The organism is Pseudonocardia sulfidoxydans NBRC 16205, assembly GCF_007989085.1.
Taxonomy (GTDB): domain Bacteria; phylum Actinomycetota; class Actinomycetes; order Mycobacteriales; family Pseudonocardiaceae; genus Pseudonocardia; species Pseudonocardia sulfidoxydans.
Genome location: NZ_BJVJ01000114.1, coordinates 1 through 13678, shown reverse-complemented (window position 1 = coordinate 13678; position 13678 = coordinate 1). Strand labels below are relative to the sequence as shown.

Annotated in this window: 13 protein-coding genes; 7 read left to right on the top strand and 6 right to left on the bottom strand. The window is 73.2% G+C overall.

Features of this window, described 5'->3' with window-relative positions; all coding sequences use genetic code 11:
• From PSU4_RS29020 to PSU4_RS29000, 5 genes are all read right to left on the bottom strand, one after another.
• Positions 1 to 2490: ATP-binding protein (locus PSU4_RS29020; RefSeq protein ID WP_246115414.1), on the bottom strand; the 2490-nt coding region annotated here is incomplete at its 3' end.
• A 253-nt stretch (positions 2491 to 2743) separates the two neighbouring features.
• Positions 2744 to 3130, bottom strand: coding sequence for a nitrile hydratase accessory protein (locus tag PSU4_RS29015; protein WP_147115550.1), 387 nt, complete (start codon positions 3128 to 3130; stop codon positions 2744 to 2746).
• A 22-nt stretch (positions 3131 to 3152) separates the two neighbouring features.
• Positions 3153 to 3773 (bottom strand): nitrile hydratase subunit alpha, encoded by a 621-nt coding sequence (nthA, locus tag PSU4_RS29010; protein WP_147115549.1) that lies wholly within the window; start codon positions 3771 to 3773, stop codon positions 3153 to 3155.
• Complete coding sequence (gene nthB, locus PSU4_RS29005; protein WP_147115548.1) at positions 3770 to 4444, bottom strand: nitrile hydratase subunit beta; 675 nt, start codon at positions 4442 to 4444, stop codon at positions 3770 to 3772. The genes nthA and nthB overlap by 4 nt, the downstream gene beginning before the upstream one ends.
• 195 nt (positions 4445 to 4639) lie before the next feature.
• The gene (locus PSU4_RS29000) at positions 4640 to 5122 is read right to left on the bottom strand and encodes a MarR family winged helix-turn-helix transcriptional regulator (RefSeq protein ID WP_373866105.1); all 483 of its coding nucleotides are present in this window, start codon (positions 5120 to 5122) and stop codon (positions 4640 to 4642) included.
• 56 nt (positions 5123 to 5178) lie between these two features.
• On the opposite strand from PSU4_RS29000, the gene PSU4_RS28995 reads away from it, so the two are divergent.
• Positions 5179 to 5592: a DUF5313 family protein gene (locus tag PSU4_RS28995; RefSeq protein WP_147115546.1), complete on the top strand. Its 414-nt coding sequence runs from the start codon at positions 5179 to 5181 to the stop codon at positions 5590 to 5592.
• Positions 5593 to 5608: 16 nt separating this feature from the next.
• Here PSU4_RS28995 and PSU4_RS28990 read toward each other — a convergent pair whose 3' ends face one another.
• Complete coding sequence (locus tag PSU4_RS28990; protein ID WP_147115545.1) at positions 5609 to 7135, bottom strand: GAF domain-containing protein; 1527 nt, start codon at positions 7133 to 7135, stop codon at positions 5609 to 5611.
• 209 nt (positions 7136 to 7344) lie between these two features.
• Here PSU4_RS28990 and PSU4_RS28985 point away from each other — a divergent pair, with 209 nt between their 5' ends.
• From PSU4_RS28985 to PSU4_RS28960, 6 genes are all read left to right on the top strand, one after another.
• Positions 7345 to 8079 (top strand): LuxR C-terminal-related transcriptional regulator, encoded by a 735-nt coding sequence (locus PSU4_RS28985; RefSeq protein WP_147115544.1) that lies wholly within the window; start codon positions 7345 to 7347, stop codon positions 8077 to 8079.
• Between the two features lie 174 nt (positions 8080 to 8253).
• Positions 8254 to 8949: a helix-turn-helix domain-containing protein gene (locus PSU4_RS28980; RefSeq protein WP_147115543.1), complete on the top strand. Its 696-nt coding sequence runs from the start codon at positions 8254 to 8256 to the stop codon at positions 8947 to 8949.
• 13 nt (positions 8950 to 8962) lie between these two features.
• Positions 8963 to 9931 carry a ketopantoate reductase family protein gene (locus PSU4_RS28975; RefSeq protein WP_147115542.1) on the top strand — a complete coding sequence of 323 codons (969 nt, stop codon included), beginning with the start codon at positions 8963 to 8965 and terminating at the stop codon, positions 9929 to 9931.
• A gap of 889 nt (positions 9932 to 10820) precedes the next feature.
• Positions 10821 to 11156, top strand: a complete 336-nt coding sequence (locus PSU4_RS28970) for a hypothetical protein (RefSeq protein WP_147115540.1) — start codon at positions 10821 to 10823, stop codon at positions 11154 to 11156.
• An 11-nt stretch (positions 11157 to 11167) separates the two neighbouring features.
• Positions 11168 to 13003: a selenium-binding family protein gene (locus tag PSU4_RS28965; protein ID WP_246115412.1), complete on the top strand. Its 1836-nt coding sequence runs from the start codon at positions 11168 to 11170 to the stop codon at positions 13001 to 13003.
• 112 nt (positions 13004 to 13115) lie between these two features.
• Positions 13116 to 13678 (top strand): hypothetical protein (locus PSU4_RS28960; RefSeq protein ID WP_222596437.1); only part of this gene is annotated, 563 nt, incomplete at its 3' end.

Sequence of the window (13678 nt, the reverse complement as noted above, 5' to 3'; positions counted from 1 at the left end):
TGCGGCGGCGCGGGCGAGGACGGTCTTGGCCTCGGCGAAGCGGTCGAGGTGCTGCAGCAGCGCGCCGCGGTAGGCGAGGGCGACGGCCGTGGTGGGGTCGCCCGGGTCGGACCCCAGAACACGCTCGTAGGCCTCGCCGGCGCCGTCGTAGTCGCCGTCCCAGTGTCGGACCCGGCCCAGGAGCAGCGTGGCGCTGGGGAGTGCGCCGGGGGCCGCGGCGGCGCTCTCGGCGAGCTCGGTGGCCTGCTCGGCGAGGTCGACCGCGGCCATCGCGTCACGGGCGTAGAGGGCGGTCCAGCCCAGCTGCTCGAGGACGCGGGCCTCCAGCTCGGAGTCGTCCACGTCGCGGGCCAGGGCGAGCGCCTCGTCGAGGTCGGCGCGGGCGTCGTCGTAGCGGCTGAGGTCGCCGCGGGTCCGGCCGCGGCGCATCAACGCCTCCGCCAGCCGCTCCGGCTCGCCGACGGTCCGTGCCGCCTCCACCGCCTGCGAGATGAGCTGCTCGGCGTCGATGTGGGCGAAGCCGAGGTGCGCGACGTGCGCCGCCGCGAGCCACGCCGTGACCGCACCGGACCAGTCGCGGGCCTCGGCGAGGTGACGCGCCGCTGCCTCGGGACGGCCGCGCAGCATCCGCGCCGCCCGCCGGTGCCGGGAGATGCGCACCGGCTCGGGCATCGAGGCGTACGCGACCTGGCGGACGATGTCGTTGCTGAACCGGAAGCTCTCGCCCTGGGTGACGATCAGCCCCGCGCGCAGTGCCCGGCCGGCCCGCCGCGCGCAGTCCTCGACGTCGAGCCCGCTCAGCTCGGCCACGTCGTCGAGGGAGAACGCCATGCCCAGCACGGCGCCCTGGGCCAGCAGCAGCGCCACCGGCTCCCCGGCGTGCTCGATGCGCTCGGCCACCGAGTCCTGCAGCGTCGGCGGAACCGGAACCCCGCCGCGTGACGACGACGGCGGCGGCTGGCGCAGCAGCTCGGTGAGGAACAGCGGGGAGCCGCCCGTCCACGACAGCAGCTGGTCGGGGTCGTGCCCGGTGCCGGCGCGGTCGACGAGCACGCGCACGTCGTCGCGGGTGAGCGGGCCGAGGTCGATGCGGTGCGCGACGTCGCGCAGGATGTCGGTGACCGGCTGGTCCTCCGACGTGCGTTCGGTGAGGACGACCATCGCGCGGCTGCCCTCCCAGTGCCCCGTGAGCAGGTGCAGGGCCTCCAGGGTCGGGGTGCCGGCGAACTGCATGTCCTCGATGATCAGCAGCACCGGCTGACGTGCCGAGAGCCGCACGATGAACCCTGCCAGTGCGTCGAGGCTGCGGCGGTGTTCCAGCTCGGGCGCGGCGCGGGTGTAGGGCGTCTCGCCGACGACCCCGACCAGTTCGGGGACGAGCTCGGCGAGCGTGCCGATCCGGCTGCCCGCGAGCTCGCGCAGCTCCGCGGGCGCCATCCGGTGCACGACGGTGCGGATCGCCTCGACGAGCGGCTGCAGGTACAGCGACCGCTCGGCCTCGAAGCAGTCGACCCGCAGCACGAGCCCGCCGGTGCGGCGCGGTTCGGCCGCGAACGCGGTGACCAAGGCGCTCTTGCCGATGCCCGCCTCGCCGGTGATGACGGTGAGTGCCGGCCTGCCCGCGGCCGCGCCCTCCCACAGCTCGCGCAGCGTGGCCAGCTCGGGGTCGCGGCCGACGACGGGCTCCACCCGGTCGGGCACGCCGACGTGCGGCTGTCGCGACGGATGGTCGACGGCGTTGGGGCTCTCCGAGCGCAGCACTGACAGGAACAGGGCCTGCGTGGCGGGGGAGGGGTCGCTGCCCAGGTGTTCCGCCATCGCCAGGCGCAGCGTCCGGTAGGCCACCAGTGCCGCGCTCGACCGGCCCGCCCGCTGGTGGCCGAGCATGACGGTGCGGCAGGCCTCCTCGTCGAACGGGTCGTCGCGCAGCGCGGTGCCCGCGATCTCGACGGCCGCGTCGTACGCGCCGAGCTCGACGGCGGCGGCGCTCCAGCAGATCCGGGCGCGGCGCAGCAGCCGCTTGACCGACCGGCGCAGGGTGTCGACCCAGGGGCCGTCGTGCTCGCCCGCGAGGGGGACGTCGGCGTCGAGGAGCTTCGCGGCGTGCTCGGCGCTGGTGGACGCGAGCGCGCTGCGGCCGTGCGACAGCTCGAACTCCGCGGTCTCGACGAGCTCGACGGCCTCGTGCAGGTCGACCGCGACGTCGTCGGACACGAGCCGGTATCCGGCGGCCGACCCGTCGATGCGTTCCTTGCCGATGGCCTTGCGGAGCCTGCTGACGAGCGCGGCGATGTTGCGGTCGGCCCGTTCCGGGGGCTCGTCGTTGTCCCAGAGCGCGTCGACGAGGGTGCCGATCGACACGAACTCGCCGCGACGTTCGGCGAGCACGGCGAGTGCCCTCCGCGCCTTCCCGGTGGGAACGGGACCCGCGGTGGGTCCCTCGACCGTGAAGGGGCCGAGCAAGCGAATGCGCAGGCCCGTCGTCACCATGTGGACTCTACTCGGACTGACGACTCCGATCGGCCCGCGGGATCGGTCCGTGACCTGCCCCCAGCAGCGAATTTCAGGAAGTGGGGCGCGATATCAAGGGGTGGGCGGAAATCGTCGCGGAATTGCGCGGGGTGCCACGGAAATGGCTCGTGGAAAGTGGGCCGAAACATGTGTGCATGCGAACGACGGCCGCATCGCGAGGGGATGCGGCCGTCGTTCGTGGACGGTGCTGCGGCGCGGTCGCTGCCCGGGGTCAGTGCCCGTGCCCGTGGCCGTGGCCGTGCTCGTCGTCGCGGTGGTCGTGACCGGCGGGACGGGCCGCGAGCTCCTCGGCCCGCTGCGAGATCTCGTCGGTGAAGACGGTTCCGTCACCGGCGAGGACGTCCTCGAGCGCGCCGAGCCACTGCGTGTAGTAGGAGTAGCACTCGCCCTCGGGGTGGTGGTTCTCCCAGGCGGCGATACGGGCGATGAGAGCGGCCTGGAACTGCGGCCAGGTGAACAGACCCGAGTCGTACAGGGTCAGCGCCATCCCGAACGCCCGGGACTCCCACGGTTCGGCGAAGACGAGTTCGCCATTGGCACGCGGGGGCGCCGAGTTCTCGTCCGCGTCCAGGTCGAGCAGGTTCGTGGCCGCACTCATCGGTCGGTTCCTCCTCGCGCGATCAGGGGGCGCTGATGTGCGCGACGCCGACGAGCGCGTCACGGGTGATCAGTGGGATGAGCTCCTCCTCGGAGAGGCCCTCGGTGCCGGCCGGCTGCTGCGGCAGGACGAGCCAGCGGACCTCGGCGGAGGAGTCGCGGACGATGATCTCGACGTCGTCGCCGACCTCGCAGCCCATCTCCGACAGGACCTTGCGGGGCTCGCGGACGACGCGGGCGCGGTAGGCGGGGTCCTTGTACCAGGCCGGGGGCAGCCCGAGGACGGGCCACGGGTAGCACGAGCACAGGGTGCACACGACGACGTTGTGCACGCTGTCGGTGTTCTCGACGACGACGATGTGCTCGCCCTGGGGGCCGGCGAAGCCGAGCTCCTTGATGGCGGCGGTGCCCTCGGCGAGCAGGCGGGCCTTGTACTCGGGGTCGGTCCAGGCCTTGGCGACGACCTTGGCCCCGTTGAGGGGGCCGACGGCGGTCTCGTAGGTCGCGATGAACTTGTCCATCACGTTCGGGTCGACGAGGCCGCGCTCGGTGAGGAGCTGCTCGAGGGCCTCGGTGCGCAGCGCCGGGCCGATGCGGTTGCCGGAGCCGTCGAGGTGCTCGTCGGGGTTCAGAGCGGTGCTCACGCCTTCTCCTGCAGGTAGTCGTCGAAGATCTCGATGGTGAGGTCGAACTTCTCGGCGTCGGCGCCGTAGAGCTCGGTGGAGGTGAACCGCACCGAGTACACGTGCTGCGCCTTCTCGCCCAGGAAGCGGGCGTGGGTCTCCGGGAAGACGTGCGCCGGCTGGACGGCCTCGACGACGCCGGTGCGGCCGCGGACGTAGAGGGGCAGCTTGTTGGCGTCGGACTCGACGTCGGTCAGGGTGGTGACGGTGTCGCCGACGGCGAACCGGGGGGCTTCCTCGACCTGGCGCAGGGAACCGGCGGCGGTGGCGGAGTAGTCGGGCTTCGAGGGCTCGGGCTCGCCGGGCTCCTCGACCGACTCACCGGCGTTCTTGCGGGCACGGGCGTCGACCGCGCCGGGGGCGATGATGCCGGACTCGACGAGCATCAGCTCCGAGGCGTTGAGCCAGCGGCCGTAGTAGCCGTCGTCGAAGTAGGACTTCGAGTCCAGGCGGGAGAGGGCGTAGCGGAACGCGTCGAGGTTCTGCCCCGACACCCGGCCCATCGCCAGCAGGGTGAGCGCGAAGGCGCGGCCCTCCCAGGCGTCGTGGAAGGGCGGGTCCTGGTCCTGTGGGGGAGGCGGGGACACCTGTCCCCAGCCGGTGGCACCGCCGATGTCGGCAACGCTGTCCATGCACACCACACCTTTCTGACGCAAGCCCGGCGCCCGGCGCCCGGGTGTCGATCACGGCTGCGGCCCGCGCGTGGTGTCTCGTCGGGCCGGTGCAGTCGCGTCACATAGTAGACCTGCGCACACTATTGGATACGCGGGCAGGGTGCCACGGGTCACCACCCCGTCGGGTCGACCGGCGTGCGCACAGGGCGTCGGTCAGGGGCGGGCGGCGGCGATCACCGAGGTCAGCGAGGCGTGCAGCGACTCCAGCTCCGACAGCGGCATGCCGAGCCGGGCGATGATCGCGGGCGGCACCTGCTCGGCCTTCGCGCGCAGTGCAGCCCCCTCCTCGGTGAGGCTGACGGCGAGGACGCGTTCGTCGGAGACCGAGCGGCGGCGCACGACGAGCCCCGCCGACTCGAGACGTTTGAGCAACGGTGACAACGTCCCCGGGTCGAGGGCGAGCAGGCCCGCGAGCTCCTTCACCGACAGCGGCGCGCGCTCCCAGAGTGCCAACATGACCAGGTACTGCGGGTGCGTCAGGCCCATCGGTTCGAGCACCGGGCGGTAGAGCGCGATGACGTTGCGCGCCGCCACGGCCAGCGCGAAGCACACCTGCCGGTCGAGCTTCAGCAGGTCGACGGGCTCCTCGGCGGGGTTCTCGGCGATGCCGGCGTCGGTTCGGTCACTCCGGTGCACCTGGGTCACGTCCGACAGCGTACTCTTGATTTGTACACCAATCATTGGGGTGAGAAATGACGACGAGCACACCGCGCCGGCCCGGGCCCCTGCGCTGGCTCCTCTACGCCTTCGGCGCCGGACTGCCCGCCGAGTACAAGGACTGGGTGCTCCACGACGTCACCGTCCGCACCTGGCAGCTCCGCCACCTCGCCCGGACGTGCGTGCAGCTCGCGCCGATCGCGGTCCTGCTGTTCGTCTTCATCCCCGGCCCGGTGTGGGTGCGCGTCCTCGCCGTCCTCTCCGGGCTGATCCTCGGCTTCTTCTACTCCGTGGCCTACATGTACGAGACCGCCGAGCACCGCGCGGTCAAGGCCGGCTGGCCGCTGGGGACCGCCGCAGGCACCCGCGACGCCGACAAGGCCGACGAGATCGAGGCCGAGAAGGAGCGCTACAACCAGCGCTGGCGCACCCAGCTGCCCCCGAGCTGACCCCGGCCCCCGCAGGTCAGTCGCGCAGCAGCCGCGCCCGGCGCATCGCCACCGCCGCCAGCCGCGTGTCGCCCGGCGCCAACAGCTCGACCAGCCGGTCGTGCACCTCGAGGTCGTCGCGCCCCAGCGGATGCCCCGCGAACGTGTGCAACAGCTCCGCGTCGTCGGTGTCGAGCACGGCACGGCGCAGGCCGGCCTCCAGCTCGTCGCGCAGCTCCCGGATCTCCGGAGCGTCCGACCGCGGCAACAGCGGCCCGCCGCACGCCGCCAGCGCCGCCTCGACCCGACCCGCCTGCAACGCCGCGCGGACCGCCCCGAAGTCGCTGTCGATCGTCGCGTCCAAGCGGTACGGCCGCGTCCGCAGCACGTCCGACCCGATCAGCGCGCGCAACCGGTGGATCTCCCCGCGCACCGTCGTCGGGTTCCCGTCCTCGCCGTAGAGCAGCTGCGCCAGCCGCTCGCCCGACACACCGTCCGGGTGCAACGCCAGCACCGTCAGCACCTCGGCGGGACGCAACGTCAACGGCACCGGCCGCCCGTCAAGGGTCAGCCGCGGCGACCCGTCGCCCATGAACCGCATCGACAACGCCGTCCGCGGGGCCGCCCGCGTCGACGCCGCCGCCCGCAGCAGATACCCCTCCGCCAGCGGCTCGACCAGCATCTCCCGGCCGTCGGACAGCACCACCCGGTCGGAACCCTCGGTGATCGCGACGCGCTCGGGCCACCGCCCGTACGGCTCGCCCGCGATGATCCGGCCCGTCGGCGTCACCAGCGCACCCGGTGCGCCCCGCAGGCTCGCCAGGTGCGGCATGTTGCGCATGCGCAGCTGCTCGTCGGCGATCGCGACGCGCACCCTCAGCTGGTTCTCCGCCAGCGTCGCCGTCGTCGACACCAGCTGCACCAGTGCCGGGTGCGCGGTGTGCAACGGACCGCTGATGTCGATCGCGCCCAGGATCGCACCCGTGTCCGGGTCGTGCACCGGCGCCGCGACACACGTCCACGCGTGGAAGGCCCGCACCAGGTGCTCGGCCGAATGGATCTGGACCGGCGCGTCGACCGCCAGCGTCGTCCCCATCGCGTTGGTGCCGATGCTCTCCTCGCTGACCTGCGTCCCCGGGTAGAGGCCGACCCTGTCGGCCTCGGCGAGCAGCCCCGACGCGCCGTCGCGCCACAGGATGTGTCCCTCGGCGTCGGTCACCAGCATCACGTGCATCGCCTCCTCGGCGATGCTCACCAACGTGCTGCGCAGCAGCGGCATCACCGAGTTCAGCGGATGGTCGGCGCGCAACGTCGGCAGGTCGTCGGAGGTGAAGACGAGCGGCGGGTTGGGCTTCTCCGGATCGACGTGCGCGGCCAGGCTGCGCTGCCACGACGCCGAGATGATCGGCCGGGGCGACGGGCCGTCCCCACCGCGCGTCGACGACGGGCCGCCCGCGGCCATCACGTCGTCGAAGACCTCGGACAGGACGCGGGCACGCGCCACTGGATCGCCGACGCCCCGGCTACCGGATCGCGGACTCGTCACGTGCCCCCCTTCCCGCATCGTCGACGGGCGGTACGCGGTGTTGGCGGTACGCGGTGCTCCGGACCCCCACGCATCATCGCCCACGCGTATCGACGCAGGCAAGCGAGGGGGCGACCTCTCCTAGTGGTCAGTGCAACGAACGCGCAACGTGGTCCTCGCTACGTTGCGGACAGTGGGCGCCGAGCACGTCGCGGCGCCCGGACCGGATGTTCGAGGAGGCACCGCCGATGACTGTCGACGCCGTACTCACGAGGCCCGGGACGGCGCGCGACGCCGACCGCGACCACGCCGTCGTACAGCGCACCGCGCGCATCCTCGTCGTCGACGGGGAAGGGATCGTCCGCTTCGGGCTGCGGCAGCTGTTCGCGGCCGAACCCGACCTGGCCGTCGTCGGCGAGGCCGGTACCGCCCGCGACGCGCTGCTCATCGCCGACCGCTGCCGCCCCGACCTCGTCATCATCGACGTCGAGCTGGGCAGCGGCTCCGGCGCGGGCGGCGCCGAACGCGTCGGCGTCGAGGTCGCGCGCACGCTGCTGCAGCGTCGTCGCGGCGTCCGTGTGCTCGTCCTCACCAACTGCCGTGACCGCGACGTCATGATCCGCACCGTCCGCAGCGGCGTCCACGGCTACCTGCGCAAGGGCGTCGAGACGGCCGAGATCGTGCGCGCGGTCCGGTCGCTGCTGCGCGGCGAGAGCGTCTTCGACTCGCGCACCACGTCCGTCGTCGTCGACGTGCTGCGCGACGAGGACGGTGGCGCCCGGCCCCGCGGCCAGATGCTCACCGAGCGCGAGAACCAGGTCCTCAAGCTGCTCGCCGTCGGCATGAGCAACCGCGAGATCGCGGTGCGGCTGCTCATCTCCGAGGCCACCGTGAAGTTCCACGTCCGCAACCTGCGGGAGAAGCTCGACGTCCGTCGCCGCACCGAGATCGTGTACACCGCGACCAGGCAGGGCATGGTGTGACCAAGCCCGCGCCCCACGCCTGACCCGCAGGTGGGAGGCCCGGACCGGGTCCGGCACCCGATCCGGTCCGGTGGACGCGTCCTGACCGGTGTGCCACCGTGTCGGCACGATCAGGTGACTCTGTGGGACCGGCGAGGCCGGTCCGGGGGACGCGAGGAAGCAGGCGACGACGCCATGGCCACCACACCGCGACGACGTGCGGCCGCCAAGGCGACGTCGAAGGCCACGTCGAAGGCCTCCGCCGACGCCTCCGTCCCCGAGGACGCCGACGCCGCCGAACCGCCCCGCGCCGCCGGCTGGGAGACCATCGTCGGGGCCATCGGGCCGAAGGTCCGCGAGGTCCGCCAGCTCCACGGCCTGTCCCTGCAACAGCTCGCCGCCCGCTCCGAGGTGTCCGCCGCCGCGATCCACAAGGTCGAGCGCGGCGACATGGTCCCCACCATCACCACCCTGCTCAAGCTCGCCGCCGCCCTCGGCCGACCCATCGGCTTCTTCGTCGACGACGCCGAATGGGCCGGACCCGTCGGGGTCCACCTGCGCGCGGCCGAGCGCCCCGTCGCCCCCGCCGACTGGGCCCCCTCCGCCGACGGCGTCGAGGCCGGCGCCATCGCCGTCCCCAGCGAACGGCTGCGCGCCGGCGCCGTCTGGGCCCACATCGAGCCGGGCGGCAGCAGCGGCGACGCCCGGTCCGTGCGCTCCGGCGAGGAGCTCGTGCTCGTCGTCGACGGCAGCCTGACCGTCGACATCGCCGGCGAGGTGTACCGCCTCGAACGCGGCGACTCCCTGCAGTTCCCCGCCGACCGCCCGCACAGCTGGCGCAACACCGGCCGCCGCGCCGCCGACGTCGCCTGGTGGTACCTGCACGGATGAGGCACCGCTCGCGATGAGGTACGTGATCGTCGGCGCCGGCGCCATCGGCGGGACCATCGGCGGACGGCTCCACGAAGCCGGCCGCGACGTCGTCCTCGTCGCCCGCGGCGCCCACCTCGACGCCCTGCGCCGCGACGGGCTCCGCCTCGCCGAACCCGACCGCGCCCGCACCCTGTACGTGCCCGCCGCCGCGTCCGTCACCGAGGCCCGCCTCACCGACGGCGACCTGCTCGTCATGGCGACGAAGCTCCAGGACGCCGGACCCGTCCTCGACGAGGCCCACGCCCTCGCCCCGGGCGCGACCGTGCTGTGCGCGCAGAACGGTGTCGCCGGTGAACGCTGGGCCGCCGAACGCTTCCCCGACGTGCTGGCGATGGTCGTCGTGCTCATGGCCGCGCACCTCGACCCCGGCAGCGTCGCCGCCTACATGCACCCGTACCCCGGCGTCCTCGACCTGGGTCGCTACCCCGGCGGCGAGACCTCGTTGTCGCGCACCGTCGCCGCCGACCTCACCGCCGCCGGGTTCAGCAGCCGGTCGGTGCCCGACGTCATGCGGTGGAAGTACCGCAAGCTGATGTCCAACCTGGGCAACGCCGCGGAGGCCGCCTGCGGCAACGGCGCCCCCGGCGTGCTGGAGCTGCACGCCGCCGCCCGCGAGGAGGGCGAACGCTGCCTCGCCGCCGCCGGCATCGCCGTCGCGAGCGAGTACGAGGACGACGCCCGCCGCGCCGATCTCGTCCAGCCCCACCCGGTCGCCGGCCACGAACGCGGCGGCGGGTCGTCCTGGCAGAGCCTGCGCCGCGGGACCGGCAGCATCGAGGCCCGCCACCTCAACGGCGAGATCGTCGCCCTGGGGGAGCGGCTCGGGATCGCGACGCCCGTCAACTCGATGTTGTTGCGTGTCGCCGAGGAGATGGCCGCCGCGCGGGAGCAGCCCGGCACCCGCACCGCCGCCGATCTGCAGGCTCTCGTCAGCCGGTGACGACCCGTGCGCTGGCGGGGCAGCGCACGCCGGCCCGACCCGGGCATCGGCCTCCTCCCACTCGCGCGCAACCTCACTGTCGTCGACCGCGAACGGGAGAGCAGTGAGGTTGCGCGCCGGGGTCTCTGCTGCGGTGCGCGCAAGGTGCCGGGCCGTCCGGTCGAGGGGCCGGGGTGTTGCGGCAAATGTCCGGTCGCTCCCGGAGGCGTGGACGATGGCCCGATTCGTCACCCACCGTCATCGTCACGCGGGGTGCGGGGCCGGGACCGGCCCGGCGGAGTGCGGCGCGGCTCACCTCGTCCCAGGTCGACGCGGGACCCGCGGCGCGGTTCCCGGCATCGTGTCACACGATCCGGTGGTCACCGGCCGGATCGGGCACGGCTCACGAGCGCAGAGATCGATCTCCATCGTTGCAGCTCAGACTGATGTCCGGACTATTGTGCAGGTCTGGGACCAGCGCGGATGCACGCGCCGCGGCCGTCGTCGTGACCGGGTCTGTTTGACGCCCGAACGGAGCAGCGGCAATCCTTCCGGCATGCACGTTCCGGCCCGTTCCGCCGCCTACCGGCGGCATGTCGACCTCCGTCGGCAGGCCAGCGCGCTGTGTCCGGCGACCGTCTGAACCCGCCCGGCCCGGCCGTCCGGCCGCCACGATCCTGCGCACCGCCGTCGTCCGACGCGTGCGGCGCGGACCCCGTTGCGCCCACGGCCCGGGACGCCCGGCCTTCGTCGCCGCCCCCGGCCATCCCCCTGGCGTGCCGTCCGACGTGACGCACGCACGTGCCGGACCCCGCCATCGGCCGCACCTCGCCCCCGCGCTCCCCGGCGCGCCGGGCGATCGTGCACCGGTGGTCCGCTCCCCGCTCAACCATCGAAAGGGTGCACAACCGTGCCACTCCACAGGACGACACGCGTCGCGATCGGCGGGCTCCTGCTCGCCGCCGCGGCCACGATCGGGACCGCGGTGCCCGCCCTGGCGGCGCCCGCGCTGCCGCTGCCGGGCGGTCTGCCCGGCGGGCTGCCCGTCGGTACCGGACAGAGCTCCGACCTGGACCCCGACCAGCCGGAGCCCGCCCCGACCGCACCGCCCATCACGCCCTCGGCCGAGGCGTACCGCGACGGCGACCTGCTGAACCGGGCGAGTGACTTCGCGCCGGCCGGGCTGCCGGTCGCCGGCCTGGTGCAGTCGGTCGTCGGCGCCACCAAGATCATCCCGGGGCGTTGACGATGCGGAACATGTCGTTGCGCCGCAAGCTGTTGCTGGGCACGCTCGCGGTGGCGGTCGTCGGCGGCGTCGTGGCCGTCCCCGCGACGTCCGACACCGCCTACGCCGACATCCAGGCCGTGCGGTCGACCCTCACCGGTGCCGACGGCAAGGACTACTGGGTCGAGAACCACGTCGACACCGACGCGGTCGACGCGACCCGCGAGGCGCTCGCCGACGAGGGCAAGCGACCCGAGTACCTGGTGGTCTGGGCCGGTGACGAGAACGTCGCCGACACCGTCGTCCCCGACGTGAAGAACCTCCCCGGTTCGCTCGCGAACACCACCGAGAAGGTGCGCAACGCGCTGCCGGGCCCCGACTTCATGGCGGTCGTCGACGCCACCCAGGGCTCGCCGACCTACGGCAAGGTCGTGAACACCGCGACGGTCGGACCGCTGGTCGAGAACGAGCCGCACCACATGCAGTACTCGTGGCGCAAGGGCGACAAGATCTACGCGGGTGGCCTGTTCAGCGCGGCGACGTACGTCTTCGACGTGTCGAAGCTGCCGGCGCTGAGCCTGTCGGGCATCAGCCTTCCGTCGCAGACCCTCTGCGGCTCGGTCCCGGACGCCTACTGGGTGCTGAACGACGGCACCGCCTACGGCACCTACATGGGCGGCCCGGTCGTGCCGGGCCCCTGCACCTACACCAACGGCGAGGTCCGCACCGGCAACGGCTTCGCGGGCACCCCGGGCGCCGTGGTGCGCTTCGGCTCGGACGGCAAGAACCTCGTCGAGGCCCCGGCCGCGACGACCACCGCCGAGGACCCAAAGCAGTGCCTCAACATGCCGTCGCTGGGCAAACCGAGCTGCGCCAACCCGCACGGCATCCAGGTCCGCGAGGACCTGAACGCGATGGTCACCAGTGACTACGCCGAACCGCGGACGATCATCCTCGACCCGGTCAAGGCACCGTCGCCGTACCTGCGCCGCCCGACGGTCCGCACCTGGGACATCAGCGACCTGAACCACCCGAAGGTCAAGGCGGTCTCGTACCTGCCGGAGGGTCCGCGCTCCAGCGCGACCGACCCGCTGCACAACGAGAACCGTGCGGTCATGGAGACCACCGTCACGAACCTGCCCGGCCACAAGGGTGCGTTCGCGATGACGATGCAGGGTGGCGCGATCTTCTACACCCCCGACATCACGTCGGACAACCCGGTGTGGAAGGAGGTCTTCGACAACACCGCCGCGATGAAGCTGATCGACCCGGCCGTGACCAATGGCGGCCCCAGCGACAATGGCGGCTGGCTGCAGACCAGCCCGGACGACACCAAGCTCTACCACGCGGTCATCGGCCGGAAGCCGGGCGCGCTCGGCAAGGACGACCCGGGTACCGCGGGTGGCGTGTTCACCCTCGACATCTCCCAGCTCGTCGAGGCCGGCGACGACTTCGACTGCTCGATCGAGACCAAGGACGAGATCGAGAACGGCGGCGCGGGCGCGGACTGCCCGTCGGTGCTGGGGCACGTCGCGATCAACCCGGGCTCGAAGGCCAGCGGCCCGCACTGGGGCGCGCTGGACAACCTCGAGATCGGCGACGACGGCTTCTACCACGAGACCGACCAGCCGGCCCGGGTCGCGACCGCGAACTACTTCGTGGCCCGCACCGGTCTCGACGGTGACCACCGCGTCTGCATCGTGGACCAGGCCGACGACGGTTCCCTCGCCCTCGACGAGGGGTTCCGTGACGAGAACTCCGGTCAGCCGTGCATCAACTTCAACCGCAAGAGCTGGCCGCACGGCGCCTTCGGGAACGCCAAGCCGCACTCGATGCTCTTCGTCGCCGCTGATGACGACATCAAGTAGCTCGACCGTCCGGTCCGTCCGGCGGCGTCACCCTTCGGGGTGGCGCCGCCGGGCGGCGGCCCTGCACCTCCGCCGCCGGGCGGCGGCCCTCTTCCCCGCCACGGCAGCGCTGATGGTGGCGACGGCGGGACCGGCGCACGCCGACGCGTCCGACGCGCTGCGCGTCGCGGCCCAGCTGGGCCCGGGCCACGGGCCCGCGGCGGTGCTGCTGCGGCTCCTGTTACTGGTCGCGATGGCGCTCACCGCCGGCGCCGGGCTCGCTGCCGCCGCGTCGCGCGGCAGGCGTGCGCGGCGGCTGTCCGTGCTCGCGTGGGCCGCGGCGGCCGCCGTGGCCGTCGGTGCCGAGGTCAGCCACCTGACCGGGGCGAGCACGATGACCGGGACGATCGTGGCCGCGCTGTCCGCGCTGGCGGTCCCGGTGCTGCTCGCTTCCCGCTGGGTCGTCGCCCCCACGGTGGCGACGACGCTCCTGCTCGCGCTCGGCCTCGGATCCGCGCACTCGGGTGGCGCGTTCGTGCTCGACGCCGTCTACGCGGTCGGCGCGGTGATCCTGGTGGGCGTCTCGATCCTCGGCGTGGCGACCGGCCCGGCGGCGGGCCCCACACGCGCGGAGGGCTCCACGCCCGCGGAGGGCTCCACGTCCCCGGCGGGCCGGGTGCCCGCCCGCCGCGCACG

Excerpts from the sequence above, each read along its gene's own strand:
- PSU4_RS28975 (WP_147115542.1), top strand. The coding sequence starts at position 8,963 with ATGAGGTACGTGATCGTCGGCGCCGGCGCCATCGGCGGGACCATCGGC.
- PSU4_RS29015 (WP_147115550.1), bottom strand. The coding sequence starts at position 3,130 with ATGAGTGCGGCCACGAACCTGCTCGACCTGGACGCGGACGAGAACTCG.
- PSU4_RS28995 (WP_147115546.1), top strand. The coding sequence starts at position 5,179 with ATGACGACGAGCACACCGCGCCGGCCCGGGCCCCTGCGCTGGCTCCTC.
- PSU4_RS28990 (WP_147115545.1), bottom strand. The coding sequence starts at position 7,135 with ATGCGGGAAGGGGGGCACGTGACGAGTCCGCGATCCGGTAGCCGGGGC.
- nthB (WP_147115548.1), bottom strand. The coding sequence starts at position 4,444 with ATGGACAGCGTTGCCGACATCGGCGGTGCCACCGGCTGGGGACAGGTG.
- PSU4_RS28965 (WP_246115412.1), top strand. The coding sequence starts at position 11,168 with ATGTCGTTGCGCCGCAAGCTGTTGCTGGGCACGCTCGCGGTGGCGGTC.
- PSU4_RS28980 (WP_147115543.1), top strand. The coding sequence starts at position 8,254 with ATGGCCACCACACCGCGACGACGTGCGGCCGCCAAGGCGACGTCGAAG.
- PSU4_RS28985 (WP_147115544.1), top strand. The coding sequence starts at position 7,345 with ATGACTGTCGACGCCGTACTCACGAGGCCCGGGACGGCGCGCGACGCC.